This is a genomic window from Halorussus vallis (assembly GCF_024138165.1).
In the GTDB taxonomy this organism is placed as follows: Archaea; Halobacteriota; Halobacteria; order Halobacteriales; family Haladaptataceae; genus Halorussus; species Halorussus vallis.
The window spans coordinates 2,289,966-2,315,435 of record NZ_CP100000.1; the positions used below are offsets into that span (position 1 = coordinate 2,289,966).

Annotated in this window: 27 protein-coding genes; 19 read left to right on the forward strand and 8 right to left on the reverse strand. The window is 65.3% G+C overall.

All coding sequences use genetic code 11. The annotated features are described in order from the left end of the window. Positions 1–11: 11 nt before the first annotated feature. Entirely contained in the window at positions 12–692 is a 681-nt protein-coding gene (locus NGM07_RS11650; protein ID WP_253511536.1) for a DUF8127 domain-containing protein, read from the reverse strand. 232 nt (positions 693–924) lie between these two features. Between NGM07_RS11650 and hemL the strand changes: the two genes are divergently transcribed. Continuing rightward, positions 925–2,265, forward strand: a complete 1,341-nt coding sequence (hemL, locus tag NGM07_RS11655) for a glutamate-1-semialdehyde 2,1-aminomutase (protein WP_253511539.1) — start codon at positions 925–927, stop codon at positions 2,263–2,265. Positions 2,266–2,373: 108 nt separating this feature from the next. Further along, positions 2,374–2,949, forward strand: a complete 576-nt coding sequence (locus NGM07_RS11660) for a DUF8100 family protein (RefSeq protein WP_253511542.1) — start codon at positions 2,374–2,376, stop codon at positions 2,947–2,949. Positions 2,950–3,648: 699 nt separating this feature from the next. Here the strand turns inward: NGM07_RS11660 and NGM07_RS11665 are convergent. Together NGM07_RS11665 and NGM07_RS11670 are read right to left on the reverse strand one after the other, a co-directional pair. Further along, the gene (locus tag NGM07_RS11665; protein WP_253511545.1) at positions 3,649–4,128 is read right to left on the reverse strand and encodes an Lrp/AsnC family transcriptional regulator; all 480 of its coding nucleotides are present in this window, start codon (positions 4,126–4,128) and stop codon (positions 3,649–3,651) included. A 321-nt stretch (positions 4,129–4,449) separates the two neighbouring features. Further along, on the reverse strand, positions 4,450–5,184 hold the full coding sequence (locus tag NGM07_RS11670) for a competence/damage-inducible protein A (protein WP_253511549.1): 735 nt from the start codon (positions 5,182–5,184) through the stop codon (positions 4,450–4,452). Between the two features lie 121 nt (positions 5,185–5,305). Here NGM07_RS11670 and NGM07_RS11675 point away from each other — a divergent pair, with 121 nt between their 5' ends. After that, complete coding sequence (locus NGM07_RS11675) at positions 5,306–5,776, forward strand: hypothetical protein (protein ID WP_253511552.1); 471 nt, start codon at positions 5,306–5,308, stop codon at positions 5,774–5,776. Here the strand turns inward: NGM07_RS11675 and NGM07_RS11680 are convergent. Further along, the gene (locus NGM07_RS11680; RefSeq protein WP_368410293.1) at positions 5,722–6,384 is read right to left on the reverse strand and encodes an AAA domain-containing protein; all 663 of its coding nucleotides are present in this window, start codon (positions 6,382–6,384) and stop codon (positions 5,722–5,724) included. The genes NGM07_RS11675 and NGM07_RS11680 overlap by 55 nt on opposite strands. 152 nt (positions 6,385–6,536) lie before the next feature. Here NGM07_RS11680 and hemC point away from each other — a divergent pair, with 152 nt between their 5' ends. The 10 genes from hemC (at position 6,537) to NGM07_RS11730 (ending at position 16,004) form a co-directional block, all read left to right on the forward strand. Further along, entirely contained in the window at positions 6,537–7,724 is a 1,188-nt protein-coding gene (hemC, locus tag NGM07_RS11685; RefSeq protein ID WP_253511555.1) for a hydroxymethylbilane synthase, read from the forward strand. Between the two features lie 2 nt (positions 7,725–7,726). Beyond that, on the forward strand, positions 7,727–8,470 hold the full coding sequence (locus tag NGM07_RS11690) for a uroporphyrinogen-III synthase (RefSeq protein ID WP_253511558.1): 744 nt from the start codon (positions 7,727–7,729) through the stop codon (positions 8,468–8,470). A gap of 57 nt (positions 8,471–8,527) precedes the next feature. Further along, complete coding sequence (locus tag NGM07_RS11695) at positions 8,528–8,710, forward strand: hypothetical protein (RefSeq protein WP_253511561.1); 183 nt, start codon at positions 8,528–8,530, stop codon at positions 8,708–8,710. An 82-nt stretch (positions 8,711–8,792) separates the two neighbouring features. After that, entirely contained in the window at positions 8,793–9,197 is a 405-nt protein-coding gene (locus NGM07_RS11700; RefSeq protein WP_253511564.1) for a methylglyoxal synthase, read from the forward strand. A 62-nt stretch (positions 9,198–9,259) separates the two neighbouring features. Continuing rightward, a complete protein-coding gene (locus NGM07_RS11705; protein ID WP_253511566.1) occupies positions 9,260–10,057 on the forward strand; it encodes an RNA 2'-phosphotransferase in 798 nt (265 codons plus the stop codon). A gap of 38 nt (positions 10,058–10,095) precedes the next feature. After that, positions 10,096–11,535, forward strand: coding sequence for a RecJ family nuclease (recJ, locus tag NGM07_RS11710; protein ID WP_253511568.1), 1,440 nt, complete (start codon positions 10,096–10,098; stop codon positions 11,533–11,535). Between the two features lie 295 nt (positions 11,536–11,830). After that, positions 11,831–12,286 (forward strand): hypothetical protein, encoded by a 456-nt coding sequence (locus tag NGM07_RS11715; RefSeq protein WP_253511571.1) that lies wholly within the window; start codon positions 11,831–11,833, stop codon positions 12,284–12,286. 320 nt (positions 12,287–12,606) lie between these two features. Next, positions 12,607–14,100 (forward strand): hypothetical protein, encoded by a 1,494-nt coding sequence (locus NGM07_RS11720; RefSeq protein WP_253511574.1) that lies wholly within the window; start codon positions 12,607–12,609, stop codon positions 14,098–14,100. A gap of 1 nt (position 14,101) precedes the next feature. Then, positions 14,102–14,842 (forward strand): ABC transporter ATP-binding protein, encoded by a 741-nt coding sequence (locus NGM07_RS11725; protein WP_253511577.1) that lies wholly within the window; start codon positions 14,102–14,104, stop codon positions 14,840–14,842. Then, complete coding sequence (locus NGM07_RS11730) at positions 14,835–16,004, forward strand: ABC transporter permease (protein WP_253511580.1); 1,170 nt, start codon at positions 14,835–14,837, stop codon at positions 16,002–16,004. Before NGM07_RS11725 ends, NGM07_RS11730 begins: the two co-directional genes overlap by 8 nt. Before the next feature lie 51 nt (positions 16,005–16,055). Here NGM07_RS11730 and NGM07_RS11735 read toward each other — a convergent pair whose 3' ends face one another. Together NGM07_RS11735 and NGM07_RS11740 are read right to left on the reverse strand one after the other, a co-directional pair. Then, positions 16,056–16,730 carry a class I SAM-dependent methyltransferase gene (locus tag NGM07_RS11735; protein WP_253511582.1) on the reverse strand — a complete coding sequence of 225 codons (675 nt, stop codon included), beginning with the start codon at positions 16,728–16,730 and terminating at the stop codon, positions 16,056–16,058. Further along, on the reverse strand, positions 16,727–17,671 hold the full coding sequence (locus NGM07_RS11740) for an NAD(P)/FAD-dependent oxidoreductase (RefSeq protein ID WP_253511584.1): 945 nt from the start codon (positions 17,669–17,671) through the stop codon (positions 16,727–16,729). The genes NGM07_RS11735 and NGM07_RS11740 overlap by 4 nt, the downstream gene beginning before the upstream one ends. Positions 17,672–17,887: 216 nt before the next feature. Between NGM07_RS11740 and NGM07_RS11745 the strand changes: the two genes are divergently transcribed. From NGM07_RS11745 to NGM07_RS11755, 3 genes are all read left to right on the forward strand, one after another. Next, on the forward strand, positions 17,888–18,286 hold the full coding sequence (locus NGM07_RS11745; protein ID WP_253511587.1) for a helix-turn-helix domain-containing protein: 399 nt from the start codon (positions 17,888–17,890) through the stop codon (positions 18,284–18,286). Between the two features lie 599 nt (positions 18,287–18,885). Beyond that, positions 18,886–19,215 carry a DUF5783 family protein gene (locus NGM07_RS11750; RefSeq protein WP_253511589.1) on the forward strand — a complete coding sequence of 110 codons (330 nt, stop codon included), beginning with the start codon at positions 18,886–18,888 and terminating at the stop codon, positions 19,213–19,215. A gap of 305 nt (positions 19,216–19,520) precedes the next feature. Then, positions 19,521–20,459, forward strand: coding sequence for a DMT family transporter (locus tag NGM07_RS11755; protein WP_253520197.1), 939 nt, complete (start codon positions 19,521–19,523; stop codon positions 20,457–20,459). An 89-nt stretch (positions 20,460–20,548) separates the two neighbouring features. Here NGM07_RS11755 and NGM07_RS11760 read toward each other — a convergent pair whose 3' ends face one another. After that, complete coding sequence (locus tag NGM07_RS11760) at positions 20,549–21,289, reverse strand: helix-turn-helix domain-containing protein (protein WP_253511592.1); 741 nt, start codon at positions 21,287–21,289, stop codon at positions 20,549–20,551. Between the two features lie 29 nt (positions 21,290–21,318). Next, positions 21,319–21,711, reverse strand: coding sequence for a methylated-DNA--[protein]-cysteine S-methyltransferase (locus NGM07_RS11765; protein ID WP_253511595.1), 393 nt, complete (start codon positions 21,709–21,711; stop codon positions 21,319–21,321). 198 nt (positions 21,712–21,909) lie between these two features. Here NGM07_RS11765 and NGM07_RS11770 point away from each other — a divergent pair, with 198 nt between their 5' ends. The 3 genes from NGM07_RS11770 to NGM07_RS11780 all read left to right on the forward strand — a co-directional run bounded on the left by NGM07_RS11770 (position 21,910) and on the right by NGM07_RS11780 (position 25,468). Further along, complete coding sequence (locus NGM07_RS11770; RefSeq protein ID WP_253511597.1) at positions 21,910–23,160, forward strand: ABC transporter substrate-binding protein; 1,251 nt, start codon at positions 21,910–21,912, stop codon at positions 23,158–23,160. Positions 23,161–23,469: 309 nt separating this feature from the next. Then, a complete protein-coding gene (locus NGM07_RS11775; RefSeq protein ID WP_253511600.1) occupies positions 23,470–23,832 on the forward strand; it encodes a NifU family protein in 363 nt (120 codons plus the stop codon). A 148-nt stretch (positions 23,833–23,980) separates the two neighbouring features. Then, positions 23,981–25,468 carry a sulfatase gene (locus tag NGM07_RS11780; RefSeq protein WP_253511603.1) on the forward strand — a complete coding sequence of 496 codons (1,488 nt, stop codon included), beginning with the start codon at positions 23,981–23,983 and terminating at the stop codon, positions 25,466–25,468. Positions 25,469–25,470 lie beyond the last annotated feature (2 nt).

The following is a 25,470-nucleotide window of genomic DNA, read 5'->3' on the forward strand; positions in this document are numbered from 1 at the left end:
GGGCGATACGTTCAGCGCTCGCCCACCGACTCGGTCCGGAAGCCGTATCCGAGGCAGGCGACCCCGAGCAGAACCCCGACGGACGAGTAGAGCCACCGATGTTCGAGCGGCGGGTCGTAGCTGTCGAGGCCGACCAGATAGTACCCGCCGTCGGCGCGGACGAACCGACCCTCGGGTCGCTCGCCGGTTTCGGCCCACGACCGGTCGTGCGCGAGCGGTTCGTCGGTCCGTATCCGTCCGCGCTCGACGACGCGCCGGTAGGCGCCCGAGATGTCGTCGACCTCGGTGCTGACGTTGTCGAGCAAGTCCTCGGCCGAGACGGGAAGCAACCGCACCGTCACTCGCGTCCGTCGTTCTCGGCGTCCGGTTCGATTCCGGGCGACGAACTCGCCGCGATAGTACCGCCGGTAGAAATTCCCGTTCAATCGGACGTAGGTCCCCCAACTCGTGTTGGGTGCGTCCTCCAGCAGCGTTGTGAAGTTTCGTCCGTTCGTGAATCGGTTCTGAAGCGCGCACTCGACCGAGGTTTCAGAGCCGAACGAATAGCAGTCGACGTCTTCCACGGTTTCGATTTCCGCGGGCGGGGGCGTCTCGTAGCGGAGGTCGGAGTCGACCGGCGTCACCTCCGTCGCGCTGTAGCCGTAGCGCTGCGCTCCGAGGCCGAGCGGGTCGAGGTAGAACGGATTCAGCACGAGAAGGAGGCCGAGAGCGACGGACAGGGTCGTTTTCCATCGAGGAGAGAGGGACCAGTTCGGGAGGGTCACGATGGAGAACGGTTCTCGGGGACTCGATTTAAATTCTCGTTTCGGCGACCGAATTCTTCTCTCCGTCCCTTCGGCGGTTCGTGGACGGGGAGCGTCGGGAAACCCGTGAACTCTCGTACAGACAGAAATCGACTTCACGCAGGAACCTGAACCCTCTCGCATGCACGACGAACGCTCCCGCGAACTGTACGACCGGGCGCTGTCGGTCCTGCCGGGCGGGGTCAACTCCCCCGTGCGGGCGACCCGGCCGTACCCCTTCTTCGTGGAACGCGGCGACGGCGCGCACGTCATCGACGCGGACGGCAACAAGTACGTCGACTACGTGATGGGCTACGGGCCGCTCCTGCTGGGCCACGACCTGCCTCAGGAGGTCCAGTCGCGAATCCAGTCTCAACTGTCGGACGGTCCGATGTACGGCGCGCCGGCCGAGGTCGAGGTCGAACTCGCGGAGTTCATCGCCCGCCACGTCCGGAGCGTCGAGATGGTTCGGTTCGTCAACTCCGGCACGGAGGCGACCACCTCGGCGGTCCGACTCGCCCGCGGTTACACCGGCCGAGACAAAATCGTCGTCATGCAGGGTGGCTACCACGGCGCCCAGGAGTCGACGCTGGTCGAGGGGAAATCGGGGGGCATCGGGTCGCCGAGTTCCAGCGGCATCCCGCAGGCGTTCGCCGAGGAAACCGTCACCGTCCCGTTCAACGACGAGCAGGCCGTCTGGGAGGTGTTCGAGGAGCGCGGCGACGAGATCGCGGCGGTGCTGACCGAACCCGTCCTGGGCAACTGCGCCTCGGTCGGGCCGGTGGAGGGCTACCTCGAATCGCTCCGGGAGATAACCGACGAGCACGGGTCGCTCCTGATATTCGACGAGGTGATGACCGGCTTCCGGGTCGGCGGCCTCCAGTGCGCCCAGGGGAAGTTCGGCGTCACGCCCGACCTCACGACGTTCGCGAAGGTCATCGGCGGCGGCTTCCCGGTCGGCGCGGTCGGCGGTCCCGCCGAGATTCTCGAATCGTTCACCCCGGTCGGCGACGTGTTCCAGGCCGGCACCTACTCGGGCCATCCGCTGTCGCTGACCGCCGGCCTGGAGATGCTCCGGTACGCCGCCGAGAACGACGTGTACGACCACGTGAACCGCCTCGGCGAGGAACTCCGGTCGGGACTGACCGACATTCTCGAAGACCGCGCGCCCGAGTACACCGTGCTGGGTTACGACAGCATGTTCAAGGTGGTGTTCACCCGTCGCGGCCCGCGCGACCTGGAGGGCCAGTGCGAGGCCGGGTGTCGCCAGCGCCCCGACTGCCCCCGGTTCGACTACTGCCCGAAGAGCAAGGCCGACGTCGACGCCGCCGAAACCGAGCGCTGGGAGCGCCTGTTCTGGCCCGCGATGCGCGAGCGGGGCGTCTTCCTCACGGCCAACCAGTACGAGTCGCAGTTCCTGAGCTACGCCCACACCGACGAGGACGTCGAGGAGACGCTGGAAGCGTACAAAGAGGCACTGTAGCGCGATTTTCGCGTGCCAAACGGCGGTTTCCGGACGCGCCGGCCCGTTTGAATGCTCGCTACGAACGTGAGTCGAAGATTTTTACTCGCGCCACTGGACTCGGAAGATATGAATCGAGAACGGCTTGGACGCCGTCTCTCCGTGGTACTTGTACTGACCGGTGTTGCTCTCTCGCTCCTCACCGTCGCCATCGGTGACGTAGTCGGTGCTATCGTCGGCGCGCTGAGTATCGGAGTCGGGGTGACCTTCTACTCGGCCTCCAACTGGGTTTTCGATCCAGATATCGAGTTCGACCTGACAGAGTCCCGGCCGTTTACGGCGAGTCTCATGCAACTGGGCCTCGTCCTAGTCGGTTTCGCCGTTCTCGTGAAACTCGTAAGTGACGTTCGAACCGTCACGAACGCGTTCCGCACGGGGGTTCCGTCTCCGCCATACGTTGCGTGTGCCGGACTGCTGATGGGCGTGGTTCTCGGCGGCGGCAATACCTACCTTACTCACCGATGGGATACGCTCGAGGAACTGAGTCGATCAGTACCTGTTCGAATGGTCGGGTTCTCCTTCACGTTCGGCGTCTTCGCCGTCTTGCTGGTCTATCGACCGCCGTCAAGCGTGCTGTACGCTGGGGCGTACGCAGTCAGTCGCCTTGCCGTCATACTCGGGGTACGTTCTCTCTCACGGAGCTAAGTTCGCACTAGTATTGCTCACGCCATCTATCGCAGGCTCAAGCGGTTTCGACAGCGCCAGTGTGCCGGTTTTCGAGCGTGCCGGACGGAGGTCCGTCGGTCCTCGAACGTACCGGCCTCGTCGAACCTCTCCCGTGCCGAGAAAATCGAACCGACCGTGCGCAATTCAGGGCGTGTATCAACCGGTTCGATAGTACGCGGGAAATCGCGCCCCGCAGCCCCAACAGTTCACCCGAACTTTCCCGTCAGCGGCTTCCTCGTCTTCTACGACACGACTGTTAGACGGAATAATTGCGATTGTCGAGCGTCCGCAGTTGGGGCAGGCGACGCGTTCTCCGCACGGCCTACTGCTCACAACCCACTCTTGAGGTACAAGGATATATGGATTTCTTTCCTAAATTCGAGATAAGGGAGGATTTTCGAGAACGCTTCGTAGCTTCCGGCCTTCCATCGTGGGAAATTTTAGTGGAGGTCGATGAAGCGCTGCGACGTTGTGGGGTGTTTCTCGGTACTCTCCGTACTGCTGAACGGCGCCCATCACGATTCTCGTATTGCGAAATCTCCCGAACCTCAGCCGGAGGCCGGAAGAAACGAAAATCATCACACTAACGTCATAATTTCGCTGCACGGGACGTTCGCACAACGAGGAGATAGCCGCGTATTCGTCCGGGAAGAATCGTAGCATTCGGTTTCCAGCAACTCATTCCTCGCTGACTCTCTCCGAAACCTCCACGTAGTCGAGCGGTTGCATGTGTTCGGCCCGGATGAGGTTCTCGTCGTTGATTTCGAGCGGGAGGTTGTCGAGTTTCTCGGCAATTGCAGTGATGTCCTCGTCTTCGGCGCCGACCGCTTTCAAGTGGAGATTCTCGTGACCGGTCATTAACTCGGTTACTTCGATGATTTGTGGCATCGCCATCGCTTGCTCTGCCACGTCGGCGCGTTCGCTGATACGCGCCGTGCAACTGAAGTGGAAGTAAAGGCGAAGCCCCGTTCGGTCGTAGTCGGTCGTCGTGGTGTAGCCGGTGATGACGTCTTCCTCTTCCAACTGCCTCATTCGATTGTGGATGGTGTTATCGGAGACGCCAATCGCTTCGGCCAACTCGATCGCCGTGTACCGCGCGTTTTCCTGAAGCAGGTTGAGTAACTGCTTGTCTACGTCGTCCAGTTGGTAAGTCGCCACAGATACACCTAACGGTCCAACCCCCCTTTTCGTTATCGATACTCCACACACCCCCAGCGTATCTCTCGAAATTTCCCGTACGCACCCCTCACCTGGGAACAGTCGAACCGTCCGCAATTCTATTTACGACATGCGGAAACGTGACAATAGTAGTGAGATACACGGTAATTGTCACTGACTGCTCACACCACCTACTATCAAACCATAAACAGTTCGGCAGCGCAAATGTGCCGGTTTTCGAACGCGCCGGGCGGCGGTCCGTCGGCGACGGACCGCCGCCCGGCGCGGAGTTCCGAGAGACAACGGAGCGCCGCTGACCCGCTACTTCTCGTCCGTGACCTCGACGTGCTCGCGGAGCCACGCGACCGCCTCGGCGACCGCGTCGGGGTCGGTCCCGGTCACCTTCAGGCGGTTGCTGGCCTCGGTGGCCGGGTAGCTACCGACGGTCACGTCGAAGCGCTCGCGGACGCCGTCGAGCGCGTCGAGCAGCGACGCCTCCGGTTGGGGCGTGTACAGCGTGGTCGAGACGGCGTCGCCGCCGAACTCCGCGGCCACCTCCTCGAACAGCGCCTTCATCTCGGCCGGCACGCCCGGGAAGGCGTAGACGTTCTCCAGCACGCACCCCGGACACAGCCCTTCGGGGTTCAACAGCGCGCGACTCCCCTCCGGAAGCGCCGCCCACGCGTCGACGTCTATCTCCACGTCGTGGGCCTCGACCGTCTCGGGGTTCTCGTCCCGGTAGGCGGCCACGGTCGCGAGCACGTCCTCGCGGACCGCGTCCTCGACGACCAAATCGCGGTCGAAGGCGTCGGCCAGCGCGTCGACGGTGACGTCGTCGTGGGTGCCGCCGAGGCCGCCGGTCACGACGACGGCGTCGAACTCCTCGGCCCACGCTTCGAGGGTCTCCGCCAGCAGTTCGCGGTCGTCGGGCAGCGTGAGGATGCGCGCGACCGTCGCGCCGCTGTCGGTCAGCCGACTCGCGAGCCAGGTCGCGTTCGTGTTCTCGGTGTCGCCCGCCAGCACCTCGTCGCCGACGGTGAGAATGGCGACTTCCATCGAGCGACGAGACGGCCGCCGCGGGGAAAAGGGGTGCGGCCCGTCTCCACCTCGTCATCGCCTTCGGCAGGTCGTCACCGCCTTCGATACGGGTTTACCGCCCCGCTCCCAAGGAGCGGTCATGAGCACGTCCGGCTACGCTCGCGGGAGCGACGGGTCACACCACTGGTACTGGGTGGCCGCGATTCCGGCGACGTTCGTCCTCTGGCTGGCCAGCCTCGCGTGGCTCGCCGTCGCCTCGACGTTCGAAGCGTTCTCGTTCGGCGGCAGCACGATTCGCCTCTCGATGGTCGCGCTCGGCGTCCCGTTCGTCTTCCTGACGGCGTACTTCCCGGTCGCGGTCTACCGCGACGCGAGTTACATCGACCGGACGAGCGGCAAGTGGGCGCCCGAACCGATGCGCCAGGCGCTCGTCGCGCTGGTCGGACTCGTCCTGCTGGTCGCGGTCGGCGGCGTCCTCCTCGCGCTCCGGTTCCCGGTCGACCCGGTGTGGGCGGTCATCCTCGGCTTCGTCGCCAGCGTCCCGTTCGCGGTGCACTACCTCCGACGGCGACACGAGCGGGTCGGCGTCCCCGGCCTCCCGTGGCGGTAGCCCGACGCGCAGGGTCGGACGAGTAGTCCCGAGCGCTCAACCGCCGAGTTCGTCGTCCTCGTCCGAGAGCGTTCGTCGAGGTAGTCGTAAAGCGACCGATAGAGGTCGGCCGCGTCGTCGCCGTTTTCACCGTACCCGTTCTCGCCGTCGTCCCCGTTTTCACCGTCGTTCCCGTCGGTCGACGCCCGCAGGGTTTCCCAGTCGCCGACGAGCGCGAGGAACCGCTCGGCCCGAGTCAGCGCCACGTTCAGGCGGCGCGGGCCGTCCTCGCCGCGGCCGAGGAACCCCACGTTCCCCTCGTCGTTGCTCCGGACCAGCGAAACCACGACCGCCTCGCGCTCGCCGCCCTGAAAGGCGTCGACGGTGTCGACCTCCACGTCGCCGTGGTTCGGGACGCCCGCGTCCGACAGCGCGCGCCGAATCTCGTCGACCTGGGCGTCGTAGGGCGTGATGACGCCGACGTTCTCCGGCCTGACGCCCGCTTCGAGCAGTTCGGCCACCAGCGAGGCCGCCCGCTCGGCTTCCGCGGGGTTGGCGTAGGAGTGACCCTCCCGAACCCGCTCGGGCCCCTCCGCGTCGACCCGGACCAGCGCCGGCAGGCCGTCTATCGACTCGACGACGCGGCCGTCTTAGAGCGCGCCGTCGTAGAACTCCCGGTCGGGGTTCCCACCACCTGCTCCGCCGGCGGTTCGTGGAAGCGAACCGACCCGAAGCGACGCGAATCCCTAAGTGTATCAACCTCCGACGCCGACAACCGAGTATGACTGCAAGCGGCAAACAGCTCCGCCTCGCGACGCGGGGGTCGGACCTCGCGCTCCGACAGGCGGGCGAGGTCAAGGCCGCCCTCGAAGACCGACGGTTCGAGGTCGAACTCGTCGAGGTCGAGACCACCGGCGACGAGATTCGAGACGAACTCATCCACCGGCTCGGCAAGACCGGCGCGTTCGTCCGGAGCCTGGACGAGAAGGTCCTCGACGGCGAACTCGACGGCGCCATCCACTCGATGAAGGACATGCCGACCGAGCACCCCGAGGAACTCATCGTCGCGGCGGTTCCCGAGCGCGCGAGCGCCAACGACGTGCTCGTCACGCCCGACGGGAAGTCGCTGGACGACCTGCCCGAGGGCGCGACCGTCGGCACCTCCAGCCTCCGCCGGAAGGCCCAGTTGCTCAACGCGCGGCCGGACCTGCACGTCGAACCGCTCCGGGGCAACGTCGACACCCGCGCCGAGAAGTTGCTGGCGCCCGCGCTCCAGCACGAACACGAGGAGCGAACCGAGGCCGAGAAGGAGCGGAAGTCCGACGAGGCGATGGCGAAGAAGGGCTACAAGAAGGAGCACGAGGGCGAGTTCGACCGCACGGTCGAAGAGTGGTTCAACGACCTCGCCGAGATCGAGCGCCGGGCGCTCGAACGCGAGGTCGACGTCGAGTACGACGCCATCGTGCTGGCGCAGGCCGGCCTCGAACGCAGCGGCCTGGCCCACCACCTCGACTACGTCGAACTCCCGACCGACGAGTTCGTCCCCGCGCCGGGCCAGGGCGCGCTGGCGGTGACCAGCCTCGACAACGAGAAGGCCGACAACATGCACACCGTGCTCGACCACCCGCGCACGCGGGTCGAAACCACGGTCGAGCGCACCATCCTGGCGGAACTCGGCGGCGGGTGCGTCGCCCCCATCGGCGTCCACGGCCTCATCCAGGGCGAGCACGTCCACGTCGACATCCAGGTGTTCTCCCAGGACGGCACCGAATCAGTCGACGTGAGCCGTGACGTGCCGGTCGAGAACCACGTCAGCGGCGCGAAGCAGGTCGCCGCCGAACTCGCCGAGAAGGGCGCGGCCGACATCATCGAGGCCGCGATGGCCGAAACCGGCGAGTCGGGAGACGGCGAGGTTGGCGAGTCGGTCCACGAGAAGGAGGCCGACGACCGCGACGGCGAGGGCCGATAGCGATGAACAGGGACGTGCGCGTGGCGGTCTTCCGCCCGGACGACGAGCGCCTTGCCGACGCGGTCGAACTGCTCGACTCGCTCGGCGCCGACCCCGTGGCCGACCCGATGCTGGAGGTCCGGCCGACCGGCGAGGCGCCCGGCGACGGCGACTTCGTCGTCCTGACGAGCAAGACCGGCGTCGAACTCGCCGCGGAAACCGGCTGGGAACCAGGAGATGCGACGGTGTGCGCCATCGGCGCGAGCACCGCCGACGCGCTCCGCGACGCCGGTTACGAGGTCAACGTCGTCCCCGAGGAGTACACTTCGGCGGGACTGGTCGACGCGCTCGCTGACGAGGTCGAGGGCGCGCGCGTGGAGGTGGCCCGAAGCGACCACGGCAGTCCGGTGCTGACCGACGGCCTCGCCGACGCGGATGCGGACGTCCACGAAACGGTGCTGTACCGCCTCGTCAGACCGGAGGGGTCGGGCGAGTCCGCCGCGCTGGCGGCCGACGGCGACCTCGACGCCGCACTCTTTACTTCCTCGCTCACGGTCGAGCACTTCCTGGACGCCGCCGAGGAGCGCGGCGTCCGCGAAGAGGCGGTCGCGGGCCTGAACGACGCCGTGGTCGGCGCCATCGGCCCGCCGACCCGCGAAACCGCGGAAGGCGAGGGCATCGCGGTGGACGCGGTGCCCGACGTCGCCGACTTCGACGAACTGGCGTGCGAGGTCGTCGAGGCGGCCGCGCCGACGTATCACGAGTAGGTCGGCCGCTGGCGGTTGCGCGAAACGGATTAGGCGCGGGCGTCCCTGAGGGCCTGCATGGCGACCGACTGCACCTTCTGCGGTTGCGACGTCGAAGCCCACGACCCGGTTTTCGTCGAGGAGCGAGTCGACTGTGAGCGCGAGGAAACCGGGCGGTTCTGCAACTACGGCTGTCTGGCGGCCCACGTCGAGGAGGAGGGCCTCGCGACCGGAACCGCCTGCGACCTCGACGCGAAGTGACGGCGAGACGGCGACGGCGGTAAACCGGCTGCGAACCCACGACGGCGCACACGCTTTTGCGCCTCCGGCGAGACGACTTCGTATGACTCGCATCGCGCTCATCGCCCACGACGACGAGAAACCCGAGATACTCGACCTCGCCCGGGAGTACGAGTCGCTACTCTCGACGTTCGACCTCGTCGGCACCGGCACCACCGGCAAACTCGTCGCCGAGGAGACGGGCCTGACGGTCGAACGCAAGCAGTCCGGACCGATAGGCGGGGACGCCCAGATCGGCGCGGAAGTCGCCGACGAGCGAATCGACGGCGTCGTCTTCCTGCGGGACCCGCTGACCGCTCAACCGCACGAACCGGACATCACCGCGCTGTTGCGCCTGTGCGACGTCCACGACACGCCGATGGCGACGACCCGGACCTCCGCCGAGTACCTGCTCGACGGCCTCGCCCGCGAGACGGAGGCCGACGCTGAGCGGGAACGTGCGGAGTGACCGGCGACTCGCCAAGAGCGCGGCCCCGGCTTACTTCGCTCCGAACGACGTAACACCGTGAGATGACCGACCCCGCCTTTCGGTGCCCGACACACGGCTACGTGACCCCTGCGGAGTCGTCCGATGCGGGAGACGCCGCGGCGTGCCCGGAGTGCGGCCGCGAGACGGAGCGCATTCTCTCGGGTGAGCGTCGCCGCAGGCTCTCGAAGTTCGTCAGCGGCGCGCTCCGCCACTTCCCCGAGGACGCGGGCCTCGAACTCGACGCGGCGGGGTGGACCGACTACGACGACCTGGTCGCCGCGGTGACCCGGAAGTACGATTGGGCCGAACCCGAGCACGTCGCGGCGGTGGTCGCGAGCGACCCGAAGGGCCGGTTCGAGCGAGCGACTCCGACGGAGTCGCTCGCTCGAATCCGGGCCGCCTACGGCCACTCGGTGGACGTGGACCTCGACGCCGAGACGGAGTTCGAAGCGGACGGTGAGGAGGTGACCGGAATGGCGCAAGCGGTCGAAGGGGCCGAAGCGGCCGACGCGCCGCGACGCGGCGCGTCGGCCCGCGACGTCGAGGTGATTCCCGATGCGCTCTACCACGGCACCGCGCCCGAGAACGTCGAGGCCATCCTGTCCGAGGGGCTGAAACCGATGGGCCGCCAGGAGGTCCACCTCTCGGGAACGCCCGCGCAGGCCAGGGAGGTCGGCCGCCGGCACGCGGCCGACCCCGCGCTCCTCGAAGTCAACGCCGCCGCGATGCTCGCCGACGGAAACCGAATCTCGAAGCGCGGCCCCGAGACGTACACCGCCGACGCGGTGCCGCCGGCGTACCTCGACGTTCGAGAGGGCGGTGGGCGACGGGAGCGATAGCGGAAGTTTATAAACGATAGCGACTTACCTCTCCCCGAATGGCTTCCGCCGGTCCCGTCCCCGTACTCGCAGAACGCGCCGTAGCGTGCGCAGACCGACTGCGCGACGCCGAGGAGGTGCTGTTGGCCTCCCACATCGACGCCGACGGCCTGACCAGCGCCGCGGTCGCCGCCGCGGCGCTCGAACGCGCCGGCATCCCGTTCGAGACGGTCTTCAGCAAGCAGTTGGACGCCGATGAAATCGCGGCCATCGCGGCCACTGACTACGAGACGGTGCTATTCACCGACTTCGGGAGCGGCCAACTGGACATCATCGCCGAACACGAGGCGGCCGGCGACTTCACGCCGGTCATCGCCGACCACCACCAGCCGGCCGACGCCGACACCGAACACCACCTCAATCCGCTGCTGTTCGACCTCGACGGCTCCTCCGAGCTTTCGGGCGCGGGCGCGGCCTACGTCCTCGCGCGGGCGCTCGAAGTCGACGGCGGGGACAACCGCGACCTGGCGGCACTCGCGGTGGTCGGCGCGGTGGGCGACATGCAGACGACCGACGGCGAACTCGTCGGCGCCAACGACCGAATCGTCGCCGAGGGCGTCGAGGCGGGCGTGCTCGAAACGGCCACCGACCTGTCGATGTACGGCAAGCAGACCCGCCCGCTCCCCAAGATGCTGGAGTACGCCAGCGACACCCGCATCCCGGGCATCACGAACAACGAGAACGGTGCGCTCCGGTTCCTCGACGGGTTGGACGTGGAACTGCAGACCGACGCCGGCGAGTGGCGGTGCTGGGTGGACCTGACCGAGGACGAGCAGAGCACGGTCTCGAACGCGCTGTTCCGCTACGTCGTCGACAAGAAGCTCCCGTCGAGGAAGATCGACCGACTGTTCGGCACCAGCTACGTCCTCGCGAACGAAACGGAGGGGTCCGAACTCCGGGACGTGAGCGAGTTCTCCACCCTGCTGAACGCGACGGCGCGCTACGAGCGCGCGGACGTAGGGCTGGCGGTGTGTCTAAGGAACGTAACTGACCTAGGGGGTCGCGAGGGTGCGCTCGAACGCGCCCGGGAACTCCTCGGCAACCACCGCCGGAACCTCTCGCAGGGACTCCAACTCGTCAAGCGCGAGGGCGTCACGAAGGAGGACAACGTCCAGTGGTTCCACGCCGAGGACCGCATCCGCGAAACCATCGTCGGCATCGTCGCCGGGATGGCGGTCGGCGCGAACGGCATCGAGCGCGGCACGCCCATCGTCGCCTTCGCCGACAAGAACGACGAGGAGGTCAAGGTTTCCGCACGCGGGACGCCCTCGCTCACCCGCCAGGGCCTCGACCTCTCGGTGGCGATGCGCGAGGCATCTCAGGCGGTCGGCGGCGACGGCGGCGGCCACAACGTCGCGGCGGGCGCGACGATTCCGAAAGGGGCCGAAGAGGAGTTCGTCGTGCAGGTGAACGAGATTGTGGGCGAACAGTTGGAGTGAGCGAGGTACGACGAGTGCGAGAGCGAAATCGGCGTCTGCGACCGGACCACGAGTTGTAACCGGGCGGACTCGGTAGGGGGCGCCGACCACCTGCAGATTGGTACGTGTGGACCCGTAGCTAATTCTGTCGTCGGTCGATACCTTCCGTAGCACACGGCCTTAGCGATCAACCGAGAGGGACGGAGCGCCTCAACCTATGTTAAAGAACATGGCCGAATGAACATATTATTAATTATATATAAGTATATGTTAACCCTCTCGGAAGTTTTTCACTATACCAACCATAGATACGTATATGACAAAAAACTATCCATTAGTCTTGAGTTTGAAACCAACCGTCTGGTTCGGACTTCTAATTAGTGTCGTGAGAGGGTTTATAGGTCTCTGGCATTTCAACGCCACTGTCAGTACAACAGGGCGAGAAATGCCGGTTTTATGGTACGTAGCTGCTTGGTTAGCGTACTTTACGACACCTGCTTTTGCCTTGACCTTGCTCTTTCGCTACAGAATCGTCACTCCAACAATCCCGGTAGCGTATTTGGCGTACGATCTACTCACCGGACCGTTTACTGGAAAAGGAGTTGATGGGCATTATCCAGGTCTTATCGTTGTCGTTTGGCCCGCAATGTTGGTATTGATAGGAGTCATCGCTGGTGTCGAAATCGCCGTCAAATCGATTTTCTTGAATGGCGGTTCGAATAACTTGATTCTGAGGAAGACGATTTCCTTACTGAGGAGGCCATTTAGATAGAGATAGCTTAGTGAGTTCCCGAACGTTCAGCCGTGGTTGCTCTCGACCACCGAGATTCGCCTCGCGGTCACTTTCCGTATCCTTTCAATATCGTAATAACTATCTTGTCGCTCGCTCGGTAGGTAGGTACGAGACTCGCGAGAACCGTCGAGACGCCGAGTCGTCGCCAGCGGCGACGACTCGCGGCTAGAACGGCGTTCGACCGAGAAATCGGTGCTCGCCGGCGGTCCGTCGGCGGACCGCCGGCATCCCCCCGCGAGTTCGACGGAGGCGACACGTTTCGCAGTCGTCTCCCGAGAAATCCGAGAAAATCGAGAATTATGACACGGAAATCCACGACCCTCCTGCTCGCATCGTTCGTCCTCGTCGCCGCGCTGACCCCCGCCGGTGCGGGGGTCGCCGCGGCCGACGACTTCGTGTCGGTGTCGGTGGACGCGCCGGCGTTCCCGACGCCGGACCAACCGTTCCCCGTCGCGGTCAGCGTGACCAACGCCGAGTCCTCCAACACCGCCTACGACGTCCTCGGCGTCGAAGTCAGGCGAGGCGAATCGGCGTCTTCGAAGCGAATCGCCGGCCGATTCACCGGCGTGACGCAGGTCGCGCCCGGCGAGACGGCCAAGCGCTCCGTCGAGGTCACGCTCAACAAGACGAAGACCCACGAACTCTACGTCCACGTGGTTCTGAGCCGAGGCGACGGCGACCGGCGCAGGGTCGTCCACCCGCTCACGCTCAACGTGAACGGCGAACACCCGCAACTGTCGCTGGCCACCCAGTCGGCGCTCCCCGGGGAGGCCCGCGAGCTGACGGTCAACGTCTCGAACGGCCGGGACGACGCCATCCGACAGCTGAAGGTGTCGGTCGGCGGCGAGGCGATCTCGGTCGACGAGCGCTCGAAGATTCGCGCGAGACTCGACGGCGGCGCGGAGGCGTCGTTCTCGTTCACCGCCGAGGCGGCCGAGTCGGGACGTCACCCGGTCGACGTGACCCTCGCGTACACCACCGCCGACGGCGAACGCAGGGAGGTCCGCCGAATCCTCCGCGCCGACTTCACCCCGCCCGAACCGCCGGCCGACCGACCGCAGTTGGCTGTCGAGACGGAGTCGGCGGTCGTCGGGGCGTGGCGGTCGCTCAACGTGACCGTCTCGAACGGGATGGACAGTCCGGTTCGGCAGGTCGCGCTCGAAGCCGCGAGCGACGCGGTCACGATAGAGAAGAGCCGCCAGGTCACGCCCTCGGTGGCCGCCCAGTCGTCCCAAACGTTCTCGTTCCGGGCGAAGGCCGACGAGGCGGGCACCTACCCGGTGAACGTCACGTTCACCTACACCGACGCCGACGGCGTCAAACGCCAACTCTCCCGGACGATAGACGCCGACTTCACGGCGCCGGACAACCCCGGACGAATCTCGCTCACGGGCGTCAGCGCCGAGCGACGCGGCGACGTGCTGGCCCTCTCGGGGAGCGCCGCCAACCTCGGCGGCGAGGCCGTCGACAGCGTCCTCGTGAGCGTCGCCGAGGGGCAGAACGTCGCGAAGGCCCAGCCCCAGCCGGAGTACTTCGTCGGGACCGTGGAAGCGAGCGACTTCGTCACCTTCGACGTGAACGCGCGGCTCAGTAACAACCGAACGACGGTGCCGCTGAAGGTGACCTACGTCGTCGACGGGATGACGATGACCGAGACGGTCACCGTCGACGTCGGCGTGGCCGCCGAACCGCCGAAGCCGAAGCAGAGCGGCGGTTCGCCGCCGTTCGCGCTCCTCGGCTTCCTGTCGGTCGCGCTAATCGGTGCGGGCGTCTTCTGGTGGCGTCGACGCTAACATGTCGCTCATCACCGGAACCGACGTCGTCAAGAAGTACGTCACCGGCGGCGAAACCGTCCGCGCGCTCAAGGGCATCGACTTCGCCGTCGAGCGCGGGGAGTTCGTCTCCATCGTCGGCCCGAGCGGGAGCGGCAAGTCGACGCTCCTCAACGTCCTCGGACTGCTCGACACGCCGTCGAGCGGCACCGTCCTGCTCGACGGCGAGGACGTCGGGGCGATGACCGCCGGCGAGCGGACCGACCGGCGGCGCGAGACCATCGGGTTCGTCTTCCAGAGCTTCTTCCTCGTGCCGACGCTGACCGCGCGCGAGAACGTCGAGGTGCCCCGCCTGCTCTCGGGCGAACCGAAGGCGACCCGGCGCCGCGCGACCGAACTCCTCGAACGGATGGGGCTGGGCGAGCGGGTCGACCACTACCCCGACGAACTCTCGGGCGGCCAGAAACAGCGGGTCGCCATCGCCCGGTCGCTGATAAACGAACCCGACCTGCTACTGGCCGACGAACCGACGGGCAACTTGGACCGCAAGACGGGCGACGTCATCCTCGACGAGTTCGGCGCCATCTGCGACGACGGCGTCGCCGTGGTCACCGTGACCCACGACGACTACGTCGCCGAGTACGCCGACCGCGTCGTCGAACTCGTCGACGGGCGACTCGACCCCGACGGCGACCTGGTCGGCCACCGGGGTGGCCGGTCCGAGCGTGCCCGGGCCAACCCGGAGGGTGAAACCGATGCTTGAACCGCTGTGGCAGCGCGTTCCGGCGTTCCTGATGGCACGCCGGAACCTCTCGCGGGCCCGGACCCGGACCGGCCTGGCGGTGCTGGCGGTCGTCATCGGCGTCGTCGCCATCTCCTCGCTCGGGATGTTCGGCGTGGCGTTCAAGAGCGCTCAGCTGTCGACCATCGGCGAAATCGGGAGCGACCTGCACGTCTACCCGACGGGCGAGAAGGACCCGGCGATGCTGACCGAACAGGACATCAGAACCATCGACCGCCTCGCGGGCGACGCCGAACTCGTCCCGTTCAAGCGGACGTCGCGCCGGCCGGCCGACGGGGGAAGTTCGATGGTGACGGTGTACGGCGTCGAGGACCCCGCCGCGCTCTACGACGTCGCCGACGGCTCCATCCCCGGCAACTGGCGGAGAGGCGCGCTCGTCGGGCAGACGTTCGCCGAACGCCACGACATCGAACCCGGGAACAAACTCGAACTCCAGCGTTCGACGTTCCGCGACGGCCAGCACAGGTGGGTGACCGAGACCTACCGGGTGCAGGCGGTCCTCCAGGACGAGGGGCAGGCGGTCATCGCTCGACCGAACGACGCCGTCGTCCTCCCGATTGAGCAGTTCGAGGCGGAGGGGTACGCCCAGGTCGTGGTCCGCACCGGCGGCGCACAGGAAGCCAACGAAACCGCGATGGCGATTCGCGGTGCGTTCAACGACCGCCGGAAGGTCGTCGGCGTCTTCGAGCGCGCGGAGGTCTCCGAGCAGATAGACGAGGCGTTCGCCCAGATCAACCTCTTCCTCATCGGCATCGGCGGCATCTCGCTGGTGGTCGCGGGCGTGAGCATCACCAACGTGATGCTGATGAGCGTCATCGAGCGCCGCCAAGAGATCGGCGTGCTCCGGGCGGTCGGCTACCACAAGATGGACGTGCTCCGCATCATGCTCGCGGAGGCGGCGCTGCTGGGACTCGCGGGCGCCCTGTTAGGGACGCTGTTCAGTTTCGGCGTCGGCGCGCTCATCAACGGCGCGCTGCTGGGCGACCCGCTCGCGTTCGACGCGGCCGCGCTCCGCTACGCGGCCATCGGGTTCGGCTTCGGCGTCGGCGCGAGCGTCGTCGGCGGCCTCTATCCGGCGTGGAAGGCCGCCAACGCCGAACCGGTCGAGGCGCTCCGGGGCTGAGGTTCGGCGGCGCGATTCCTTCTTCCGGCGAGGTCCTTCCGGGCTCGCAGGCTAGCAGGAAGAGTTCTCGGGCGTGGAGTCCGTGGAGAGAGTGTCATTTTCCGCATCGTTACCGGCCCGTTCGGCGACGAGGACACCCACCTGGTCGTGCATGCGCTCGACTGCCGTGACCGCGAATCCAACGTCGGTGAGTACATCCACGAGCATTCCGACGGTAGCCGCATCGACCCCGTGGCCGAACAACGGTTCTTCGGGGTCGTCCGACCCGAAGAACATCGCGTCGCCGAGGACGAACCGACGCGGGCCGAGTTCGGCGATGGCCTCGATAGCCTCGCGTTTCTCCTCGTCGGGGAGATGATGAAGGGCGAAGTTCGAGACGACGATGTCTACTTCGCCGTCGTATTCCGGGTCGCGGAACTCGCCGTAGCCGAACTCCACGTTCTCGATATCGCTGTCGGCGGCCTTCGACTGCGCCTCCTCTATCATTCCGTCACTGATGTCGCGACCGACGACGTGGCCGGCATCCCCGGCCAGCGCGAGCGCAATCAGGCCCGTCCCCGTTCCGAGGTCGAGGACTACGTCGTCGGGACGAGGGTCTGCGTGGTCGACGACGAGCGAAGCGCACGTGTTGTAGATCGGCTTCTCTTCACCGCCGTGTTTGTCGTCGTAGTGATGGGCTATCCGTGAGAAGCGATCGCCGAGATCCTCGAGACGCTCGTCCGTCATCGCCTCCCTCCTTCGAAGTCTTCCATGGAGAGTTCCATATTCACGGTCGTGCCGACTGCGTATCCATCGGCGACGGCCGACGGTATGGACGGAGGAGCCCCGCTAGAGACGTCGCCAGCGACGAACAGCCCCTCGACCGACGTGAACCCGATTCCTCGTTCGGACCGCGTTGCATCGACGAGTCCAGCCTGATTCACTTCGAGACCGAGTCGTTCCGGGAGCTCGCTGTGTTGCTCCATCGGTGGTGGATAGAAAAGGGCGTGGCGGGCGACGTCGCGACCGTCCGCGAGCGAAACGCTTTCGAGTGCACCTTCTGAGCCGTCGAGTGCGGTGATCGGTTCGTCTTCGATCTCGATTCCTCGCTCGACGAACGCCGACCGCGATTCTTCGTCGAAGACGTCCTCTCCATCGGTGAACACGACGAGATCATCGCTCAGGTTGTAGATGAGCTTCGCGTAGTCGGCCATGTGTCGATTTGTGACGATGACGCCGAGGGGTTCGTCGCGGACTTCGTAGCCGTGACAGTAGGGACAGTGATGCACGCCACTCCCCCACAACTCCTCGAAGCCGTCGGTATCGGGAAGGTCGTCCCTGACGCCAGTCGCTAATACGACCTTCCGACTCGTGACGGTCTCGTCGGAGTCCAGGGTACTGGTGAATCCGTCGTCGTCTCTGCTGACGTCCGTTACCCGCGAATCTCGGAACTCGGCCTCGTATTCGGAAACTTCCTCACGACCGAGACGGCGGAGCTCCTCCGGGGGGATACCGTCCCTCGTCAGATATCCATGGGACTCATCTGCCGGACCATTACGGGGTTCGCCGTTATCGCAGACCAAGACGCTGCGGAGCGAGCGCCCCAATTGGAGGGCTGCACTCAAGCCCGCAGGCCCGCCCCCGACGATGAGAACGTCGCACTCTAGGCCGCCACCAGTTGTTTGCATAGGAAGTGCAATGAGGACACCAGAGATAACACTGTCGCTCCCGAAGACGAAAGCCACTGAATAGAATAGGTTCCAGAATATGGGTTCGTTGGACGCCTTCGCCGCCAACTAAGTTCAATCCGATCTGCAATAGTGTTCGGCGGCTATTCCGGTCTTCGAAAAGACTGCACTGAAGATGCAAACTTTATCTGGCAGCAGTACCAACCCTCGACAAGAATGCCGAACGCCGTACAGGAACAACTCCAGAACGAACGGGAGTGGGAGGGTCTTCTCGACAGTATGCTCGGACTCAACGAGCTCGACAAAGGGGTATTCAGATTGTTAGCGGAATCCTCTGAGCCGCTTACCGTGGATCACGTTGCGAAGTTCATCGGTAAAGAGCGGACGACTGCGTACCGTTCGGTCAAACGACTCGAAGAAGCGGGAGTCGCCGTGCAAGAACAAGAAAGCTGTCCGAAGGGCGGCTATCACCACGTGTATCGAGTCTCCGACCCGGACGAGATAGCCGATGAGCTTCAGCGAATGCTCAACCGGTGGTACGCCGAAACTGGCCAACTCATTCAGGAGTTCCGGGATACGTACGGGGAGGATGGTCCTTCCGAAAGCGGTCGATAGTAATCCACGTTGACATCCGAGAGTAGGACGAACCGATGGAAGAACGTGGCCGCCGAGTAACCGACGCACGCGTCGCTACTCTCGACTTCGGTGAAGGCACGGGCTTCTGTAGTCCCGCCGGATGAACTCCGACACCGACTCGGTTCGCCCGTTTCGAGTGGCAGCACCCCGCGAAACGTCGAATCTCGAGTGTATTTTCTGGACTCGATGAGGTCGCCCGAGAGAGGCAGTCGAGTCATCGTCGAGGTAGCTATCCGAGCTACAGACGTTCTGGAAAGCGCGCAGAAGTAGCCGTCCGAAACGCAGGATGGTCGGGACACCCCATAATTGATATCGCAAAGTGGAGTTTATCGGCCGACCACGCCGTGCATAGTCACGTCCGCCCATCGAGGGGTACGGACGGTATCTAGTCGACTCGCCGGGGTATCACGTTCGGGATATCAACGCGTAGAGCGAAGGACGGGGACGACTGGTCGCGAAAGCGAACGTCCGTTATCCGGGCGAACGGTGGTGACGTGAGCCGACTGTGCAAATGCGCACTCGAACGCCCTCGGCGGGCGACCGCCTCACTTTTGTCCGACCCGGCCATTCCCCCGCGTATGGCCGACTTCGACCCCGAGAAGTTCGAGGACAAGTACGTCCACTACTTCAACGAACTCCAGAAGGCGTACAAGGACGCCTTCAACCGGATGAACGACCGGTACGACTCGGAACTCGTCCACGCCATCGACCAGCAGATTCTGAACGAGAGCGAACCCTTCTACGAGGGCGACGGTGAGTTCCGGGTCGAACTCCCGGAGAACCCGACCGACCGCGTCCAGGGCGTGATCGTCGACGACGAGAAGCTGACGGAGTTGCTCGACGTCTACGTCGAGGCGATCGAGACTGAGTTGCGGCGCGTGTTCGGTTTCGAGTCCGGCGAGGAGTAACGCCGTTGGGGCGGTCGAAACCGAACGTTTCTCTCATCTTCTGAAAACTGACCGTTCGAGCGGCGCAAGCGGTGGACGGCCAGCGAGCGCAGCGAACCACGAACACGCCCATGAATTTTTCTTCGCTATACGAATCTTCCTCGGGCGCTGCTGTGCGACCTCAGACGGTGAACCGTCGGACCTCGTCAGTTTCCTGATTGCAGGGAGTCCCGACGTCACCAAACGCGTGGTACGGGACTTCTTGCCGGAGAATCCCGTCATGGCAGGTGGTCGATTCAGTGGCTCGCAGGACGTTCGACGAGACGATGCAAAGTGATGAACACGGACGCACGGTCTCCGGAGGTTCGGGGCCGTTCGTCGCGCTGGCGCTCGTGTGGGGATCTGCGTTCGTCGCGATAAAGGCGGGACTCGAGTACTTCCCGCCGGTTCTCTACGCCGCGCTCCGGTACGAACTCGCCGCACTCCTCGTGCTCGTCTACGCCTACGCGACGACGGATCGGTGGGCACCTCGCGGTCGCGCCGAGTGGCTGAGCGTCGCCGTGGCCGGGACGTTCGTCTACGGCGGCTACCACGCGTTCCTCTTCGTCGGCCAACAGCACGCGACGAGCGCCGTCGCGGCCGTTCTCGTGAGTTCGATTCCGATTCTCACCGTCGGATTCGCTCGGCTGTTTCTGCCGGACGAACGGCTGAACGCGACGGGGGTGCTCGGTCTGGTCGTGAGTTTCGTCGGCGTTTCCTTGGTCGCCCGTCCCGACGTCGGCGGTCTACTCGCCGGGCGGGCGTCAGGGGAGGTGCTGATCGTGGCCGCCGCGGTCTGTACCGCCGTGGGGTCGGTCTTCGCACAGCGGTTCTCCGTCGACCTGCCGCTCGCGACCCGACAAGCGTGGGCGATGGGGCTCGGCGCGGTCGTGCTGCAAGCGGCGAGCCTCGGCCGCTCGGAGTCGTTCGCGTCGATTCGGTGGACCCCCGAAGCGGTCGGATGGCTGGCGTATCTCGTGGTATTTCCGAGCGCGCTGGGCTTCCTGCTGTACTTTGCGCTACTGGAGCGGCGAGGTTCGATAGAGACGAATCTCGTCGTGTACGCGAGTCCCGTCTTCGCCGCGCTCATCGGGTGGGTGCTCCTCGGGGAACCGCTGACCGCGCTCACGCTCGTCGGATTTATCGTGATAGTCGCCGGATTCGGACTGACGAAATGGGAGGTTCTGCGCGAACGCGTCCCCGGCGTTCTGAACGTGAGGTTCTGAGCGGTCGGGTTGTCCGTCGGCACGAGCGGGGGCGAGGGTGAGGGGCGAGGGTGAGAGCAAGAACGAGAGCGAGGATGAGGTCGAGCGTTTCAGTCGCCGCGTTCCGGGACCCCGAGCAGTTTCGCTTCCACCTTGTGAAGGTGTTCGTTCAGCGTCGACTTCGAGATGCCCAACTCGGTTGCCAAGGCTTCCGCGGAAATCCCCCGCGGAGTCGAGTAGTAGCCCTCCTCGCGGGCGAGTCGAAAGACCTCGTGTTGTCTCCGGGTCAGCCTGTGGAGCGGAAGGCCGCCCAGTCCCGTTCCCCACGTCGCCTCCGTAATACTCAGGACGGTGATGTCCGCGCCGGCGCTCTCGCAGATTTCGTCGAGCGTTGCCTTCACCTCCGACCGTCCCTCGTTCGTCAGGAGGGTCCAGTACTCGACGCCGTCGTTCCCGTCGACCGGTTCGGCGTGGACGAACCCCCGCGAGAGGAACTCGTCGCTGATCTGGGTCGTGCCGTCGTGGTCGATGAGCAGTCCCTTCGTCGCGTTGCCGGGCGTCGACGTCGAATCGAGCCGGTGGGTCTGGTTCACTTCGGAGACGGCGTACACCTGCGGGTGGTCGTGGATTTCCTCGATGGCCGCCGACACCTGCTCCTCGGTGTTCGCGTAGAGCGTGTAGAGCGTCGTGGTCCGACCGGACGGTCGCGTCCGCGTGCCGTAGCCGATCAGTCCGATGTCCAGGCGTTCGGTGAGTTCGATGACCCAGCAGTCCGGATGCCAGACGCGGAGCGAAACGCAGAGCGCCTCGTCGGTGTCGTTCGCGGAATCGGTTTCTGGGTGAGAATCCATCTTTACGGTGATTTTCGACGCGGGAGCGGTCAACGTTCCCTCCCGCCGTGTCCTCGCTCCAGTTCCAACAATTTCTCTTGGAAGCCGGGGTAGATATACCCGCGCAACGAGTCCGCGCCGACGACGCGGTGGCAGGGGACGACGACCGGGAGCGGATTCCGCGCGCAGGCCTGACCGATGGCGATAGGTGCCGTACTCAGCCGGTCTGCCAGTTCTCCGTACGTCCGCGTCTCGCCGTACGGAATCGCGCACAGTTCTCGGTGGACCTCGCCCGTAAACCCGTCCGGGAAGTCGACGGTGAGGTCGAACTCGCGTCGGTCGCCGCGCTCGTATTCGGACAGTTGGTCCCGCACGTACTCGCGAGACTCGGCGAGGAGGGCGGTTTCGAGTTCGATCTCCCGGCCGAGTAGTTCGTACGACATCGGGTGTCCGTACTCGTGGAGGCGGGATAAAATCGGGACCGGCCATAGCCGGTCCCGGACGTTGCCGGCGACGACTGGGGGTCGCGTCCGACCGGAATTTTCCGCGTTGCGGGAGGAAATTTCCGGAAGCGAACTGACCGGCGGCACTAGTTTAGGCAAATCAAAACCCCTAAGTCGTGTTTAGGCGGACCTAAAAGCATGCGAAGAACGCCACGTTCGACGGTATCGCGGAGAGCCTTCCTGAGAGGGGCCGGCGCGGCCGGTGCCGGCGCGCTGTTGGCCGGTTGTACGGGCAACCGGACGGGCGACTCGGGCGAAACCGAGGGGACGACCGGGTCGGGTGCGACTGCGGAAACCACCGCGGGCGACGCCACGACGACGGGCGAGGCGAGCGGCCCCTACTCGGTGTCGATGTCGCCCGTCGGAACGGTCGAGTTCGAGAACGTGCCCGAACGCGTCTTCACGGTCTTCCCCCAGTACGCGGACATGGCGGTCGCGCTCGGCCACGGCGAGAAGGTGAACTCGGTGTACGTGCCGAAGATGTCGGGCACGACGATGAACCACTACTACCACCACCTCGACGGCGTCTCCTTCGACTGGAAGGGCCTGCGCGACCCCCTGACCGACGGCCTCCCGAAGGAGTTGCTGTACGAGTTGAACAGCGACGTCCACCTGGCCGACCCCGCGTGGGCGTCGACCCAGAAGAACTGGGACCGGTCGGACGTCGAGGAGATCACCTCCCAGATCGCGCCGTGGTTCGGCAACTTCTACAGCGGGACGCGGGCCGCGGCCCCTGACGGCTATAAAAATTACCAGCACTACACGCTCTGGGACCTGTTCGGTAACGTCGCGAAGGTGTTCCGCGAGGAGGCCAAGTACCGGGCGCTCGCGAAGGTCCACTCGAACCTCGTCTCCTCGATTCAGGAGAAGCTTCCGCCAAAGGAGGAGCGCCCGACCGCCGTCCGGGTGACGCTCGCGCAGGACGGGAAGTCGTTCTACACCTACCACCTCAACAAGCCCGGGTACTGGCTGGCCGACACTCGGCCGCTCGGCGCGAACGACGCCTTCGCCGACCAGAACTGGAAGAACCTCTGGGGCACCGTCGACTACGAGACGATGCTCGAAGCTGACCCGGACGTCATCCTCCACCTGTGGGGGATGACGCCGAACTACGACATGGCCGAGACGCGGAAGAAACTCGAGAATCACGCCAGCGGGAGCCAGTTGACCGCGGTGAAGAACGACCGCGTGTACGCGGCCGGGATGCGCTACCAGGGACCCATCATGAACCTCTTCCAGATAGAGATGGGCGCCAAACAGCTCTACCCCGACCTGTTCGGCGAGTGGCCCCGCTACGAGGACGGCGACCACTACCCCGAGATTCCCGAGAAGGAGTGGCTGTTCGACCGCAACGAGGTCGCCAAAATCGTCACCGGAAACGGCGCGTAGGCCGGTCGAGGGGGAACGGGGGTCGTGAACCGGGAAGCGCGAATCGGGGCGTCCAAACTGGGGAGTCCGAACCGACCGACGCCGCACGGCGTCGGTCGGTTCGGAGCGTCCGTGGTGGGGTGCTTCGTGGGATTCGACGACGGCTTCGGTTCACCCGGCGGCGTCGACTTGACGCCGCCGGGGTGCCGAGCGACGGCGTCGCCGAAGTCGTCGAACGACGGCGCCGCCGAGGTTACCCGACAATGGCGTTCGAGCGTGGACGAGGCGGTGAACCAAAGGCCTAAGACTGCAGGCTCCCTACCCGCTGGTATGAGCACGGATACGCAGGACGACGGGGACGACCTCGAGGAACGCGTCAGCAACTTCCTGCGGCGCAACTTCCCGCAGATTCAGATGCACGGCGGGAGCGCGGCCATCCAGAACATCGACCGCGAAACCGGCGAGGTCCACATCGCGCTCGGCGGCGCGTGTTCGGGCTGTGGCATCTCCCCGATGACCATCCAGGCCATCAAGAGCCGGATGGTCAAGGAGATTCCCGAGATCGAGAAGGTCCACGCCGACACCGGTATGGGCGACGACGGCGGCATGGGCGGCGGTATGAGCCCGTCGTTCCCCGGCGAAACCACCGACGACGACGGCGACGACGACGAAGGCCCCCAGGCCCCGTTCTAAGCGGTCGTTTCGGCCGTATATCTCGGATTCTTCGCAGGTTTAGGCGCTCCGTAGGCACGCCTTTCCGAATCCGAAACGTTGCGATTCTCAGGATAGAACGCGGCTAACATCAGGATATTTATCCCGCCGGGTGTTGGACGATACTCGTATGACCAACGACGACGCCGCGGGGAACGTCGTGTTCGTGGTCATGGACACGGTTCGCAAGAGCCACCTCTCAGTCTATGGCTACGACCGACCGACGACGCCGGGACTCGAACGGTTCGCCGAGGAGGCGGCCGTCTTCGAACAGGCCGTCGCCCCCGCTCCCTGGACCCTGCCGGTTCACGCCTCGCTGTTCACCGGGATGTACCCGAGCGAACACGGCGCGAGCCAGGAGAACCCCTACCTGGAGGGTGCGACCACGCTCGCGGAGTCGCTCTCGCGGGCCGGCTACGATACCGCCTGCTACTCCTCGAACGCCTGGATCACGCCCTACACCCACCTCACCGACGGCTTCGACGACCAGGACAACTTCTTCGAGGTGATGCCCGGCGACTTCCTCTCGGGTCCGCTGGCGAAGGCCTGGAAGACGATGAACGACAACGAGACGCTCCGGAAGGCGGCCGACTACCTCGTGAGCGTCGGCAACAAGATCCACGAGTACACCGCCTCCGGCGAGGGCGCCGACTCGAAGACGCCCCAGGTCATCGACCGCACCATCGAGTTCATCGACGACGCCGACGACGACTACTTCGCGTTCATCAACCTGATGGACGCCCACCTGCCGTACCACCCGCCCGAGGAGTACAAGGAGGAGTTCGCGCCGGGCGTCGACTCTACGAAGGTCTGCCAGAACTCTAAGGAGTACAACTGCGGCGCGCGCGACATCTCCGACGAGGAGTGGGAGGCCATCGAGGGGCTGTACGACGCCGAGATTCGCCACATCGACTACCAACTCGCGCGGCTGTTCTCGTGGATGGAGCAGAACGACGAGTGGGACGACACTATGGTCGTCATCTGCGCCGACCACGGCGAACTCCACGGCGAACACGGCCTCTACGGCCACGAGTTCTGCATCTACGACCCGCTCGTGAACGTCCCGCTGCTGGTCAAGCACCCCGAGATGGAACCGGGTCGGCGCGAGGACCAGCAGGTCGAGCTCGTCGACCTCTACCACACCGTGCTCGACCACGCCGGCGTCGAGGCCGAGCGGTCGACCAAACCGCTCGACCGGACCCGGTCGCTACTGTCGGCCGACTACCGGGAGTTCGCGGAGGGCGACTACGCCTTCGTCGAGTACTACCGGCCCGTGGTCGAACTGAAGCAACTCGAACAGAAGGCCAGCGACGCAGGCATCGAACTCGACCGAGATTCGCGGTTCTACTCGCGGATGCGGGCCGCGCGCCGTCCGGACGCCAAGTACATCCGCAACGAGCGCATCCCCGACGAGTTCTACCACCTCGACGAGGACCCCGAGGAGATGCACGACGCCCGCGGCGAGGGAAGCGACGAGGAGGTCGAACTCGAAGCGGCCCTCTCGGAGTTCGAGGAGCGCGTCGGCGGCGAGTGGAAGGAAGTCGAGGACGAGGACGTGCTCGACGACATGAGCGACGACGCCAAGGACCGACTCCAGGACCTCGGCTACATCGACTGACG

Excerpts from the sequence above, each read along its gene's own strand:
- hemL (WP_253511539.1), top strand. The coding sequence starts at position 925 with ATGCACGACGAACGCTCCCGCGAACTGTACGACCGGGCGCTGTCGGTC.
- NGM07_RS11660 (WP_253511542.1), top strand. The coding sequence starts at position 2,374 with ATGAATCGAGAACGGCTTGGACGCCGTCTCTCCGTGGTACTTGTACTG.
- NGM07_RS11670 (WP_253511549.1), bottom strand. The coding sequence starts at position 5,184 with ATGGAAGTCGCCATTCTCACCGTCGGCGACGAGGTGCTGGCGGGCGAC.
- NGM07_RS11675 (WP_253511552.1), top strand. The coding sequence starts at position 5,306 with ATGAGCACGTCCGGCTACGCTCGCGGGAGCGACGGGTCACACCACTGG.
- hemC (WP_253511555.1), top strand. The coding sequence starts at position 6,537 with ATGACTGCAAGCGGCAAACAGCTCCGCCTCGCGACGCGGGGGTCGGAC.
- NGM07_RS11690 (WP_253511558.1), top strand. The coding sequence starts at position 7,727 with ATGAACAGGGACGTGCGCGTGGCGGTCTTCCGCCCGGACGACGAGCGC.
- NGM07_RS11695 (WP_253511561.1), top strand. The coding sequence starts at position 8,528 with ATGGCGACCGACTGCACCTTCTGCGGTTGCGACGTCGAAGCCCACGAC.
- NGM07_RS11700 (WP_253511564.1), top strand. The coding sequence starts at position 8,793 with ATGACTCGCATCGCGCTCATCGCCCACGACGACGAGAAACCCGAGATA.
- NGM07_RS11705 (WP_253511566.1), top strand. The coding sequence starts at position 9,260 with ATGACCGACCCCGCCTTTCGGTGCCCGACACACGGCTACGTGACCCCT.
- recJ (WP_253511568.1), top strand. The coding sequence starts at position 10,096 with ATGGCTTCCGCCGGTCCCGTCCCCGTACTCGCAGAACGCGCCGTAGCG.
- NGM07_RS11715 (WP_253511571.1), top strand. The coding sequence starts at position 11,831 with ATGACAAAAAACTATCCATTAGTCTTGAGTTTGAAACCAACCGTCTGG.
- NGM07_RS11720 (WP_253511574.1), top strand. The coding sequence starts at position 12,607 with ATGACACGGAAATCCACGACCCTCCTGCTCGCATCGTTCGTCCTCGTC.
- NGM07_RS11725 (WP_253511577.1), top strand. The coding sequence starts at position 14,102 with ATGTCGCTCATCACCGGAACCGACGTCGTCAAGAAGTACGTCACCGGC.
- NGM07_RS11730 (WP_253511580.1), top strand. The coding sequence starts at position 14,835 with ATGCTTGAACCGCTGTGGCAGCGCGTTCCGGCGTTCCTGATGGCACGC.
- NGM07_RS11735 (WP_253511582.1), bottom strand. The coding sequence starts at position 16,730 with ATGACGGACGAGCGTCTCGAGGATCTCGGCGATCGCTTCTCACGGATA.
- NGM07_RS11740 (WP_253511584.1), bottom strand. The coding sequence starts at position 17,671 with ATGCAAACAACTGGTGGCGGCCTAGAGTGCGACGTTCTCATCGTCGGG.
- NGM07_RS11745 (WP_253511587.1), top strand. The coding sequence starts at position 17,888 with ATGCCGAACGCCGTACAGGAACAACTCCAGAACGAACGGGAGTGGGAG.
- NGM07_RS11750 (WP_253511589.1), top strand. The coding sequence starts at position 18,886 with ATGGCCGACTTCGACCCCGAGAAGTTCGAGGACAAGTACGTCCACTAC.
- NGM07_RS11755 (WP_253520197.1), top strand. The coding sequence starts at position 19,521 with ATGCAAAGTGATGAACACGGACGCACGGTCTCCGGAGGTTCGGGGCCG.
- NGM07_RS11760 (WP_253511592.1), bottom strand. The coding sequence starts at position 21,289 with ATGGATTCTCACCCAGAAACCGATTCCGCGAACGACACCGACGAGGCG.
- NGM07_RS11765 (WP_253511595.1), bottom strand. The coding sequence starts at position 21,711 with ATGTCGTACGAACTACTCGGCCGGGAGATCGAACTCGAAACCGCCCTC.
- NGM07_RS11770 (WP_253511597.1), top strand. The coding sequence starts at position 21,910 with ATGCGAAGAACGCCACGTTCGACGGTATCGCGGAGAGCCTTCCTGAGA.
- NGM07_RS11775 (WP_253511600.1), top strand. The coding sequence starts at position 23,470 with ATGAGCACGGATACGCAGGACGACGGGGACGACCTCGAGGAACGCGTC.
- NGM07_RS11780 (WP_253511603.1), top strand. The coding sequence starts at position 23,981 with ATGACCAACGACGACGCCGCGGGGAACGTCGTGTTCGTGGTCATGGAC.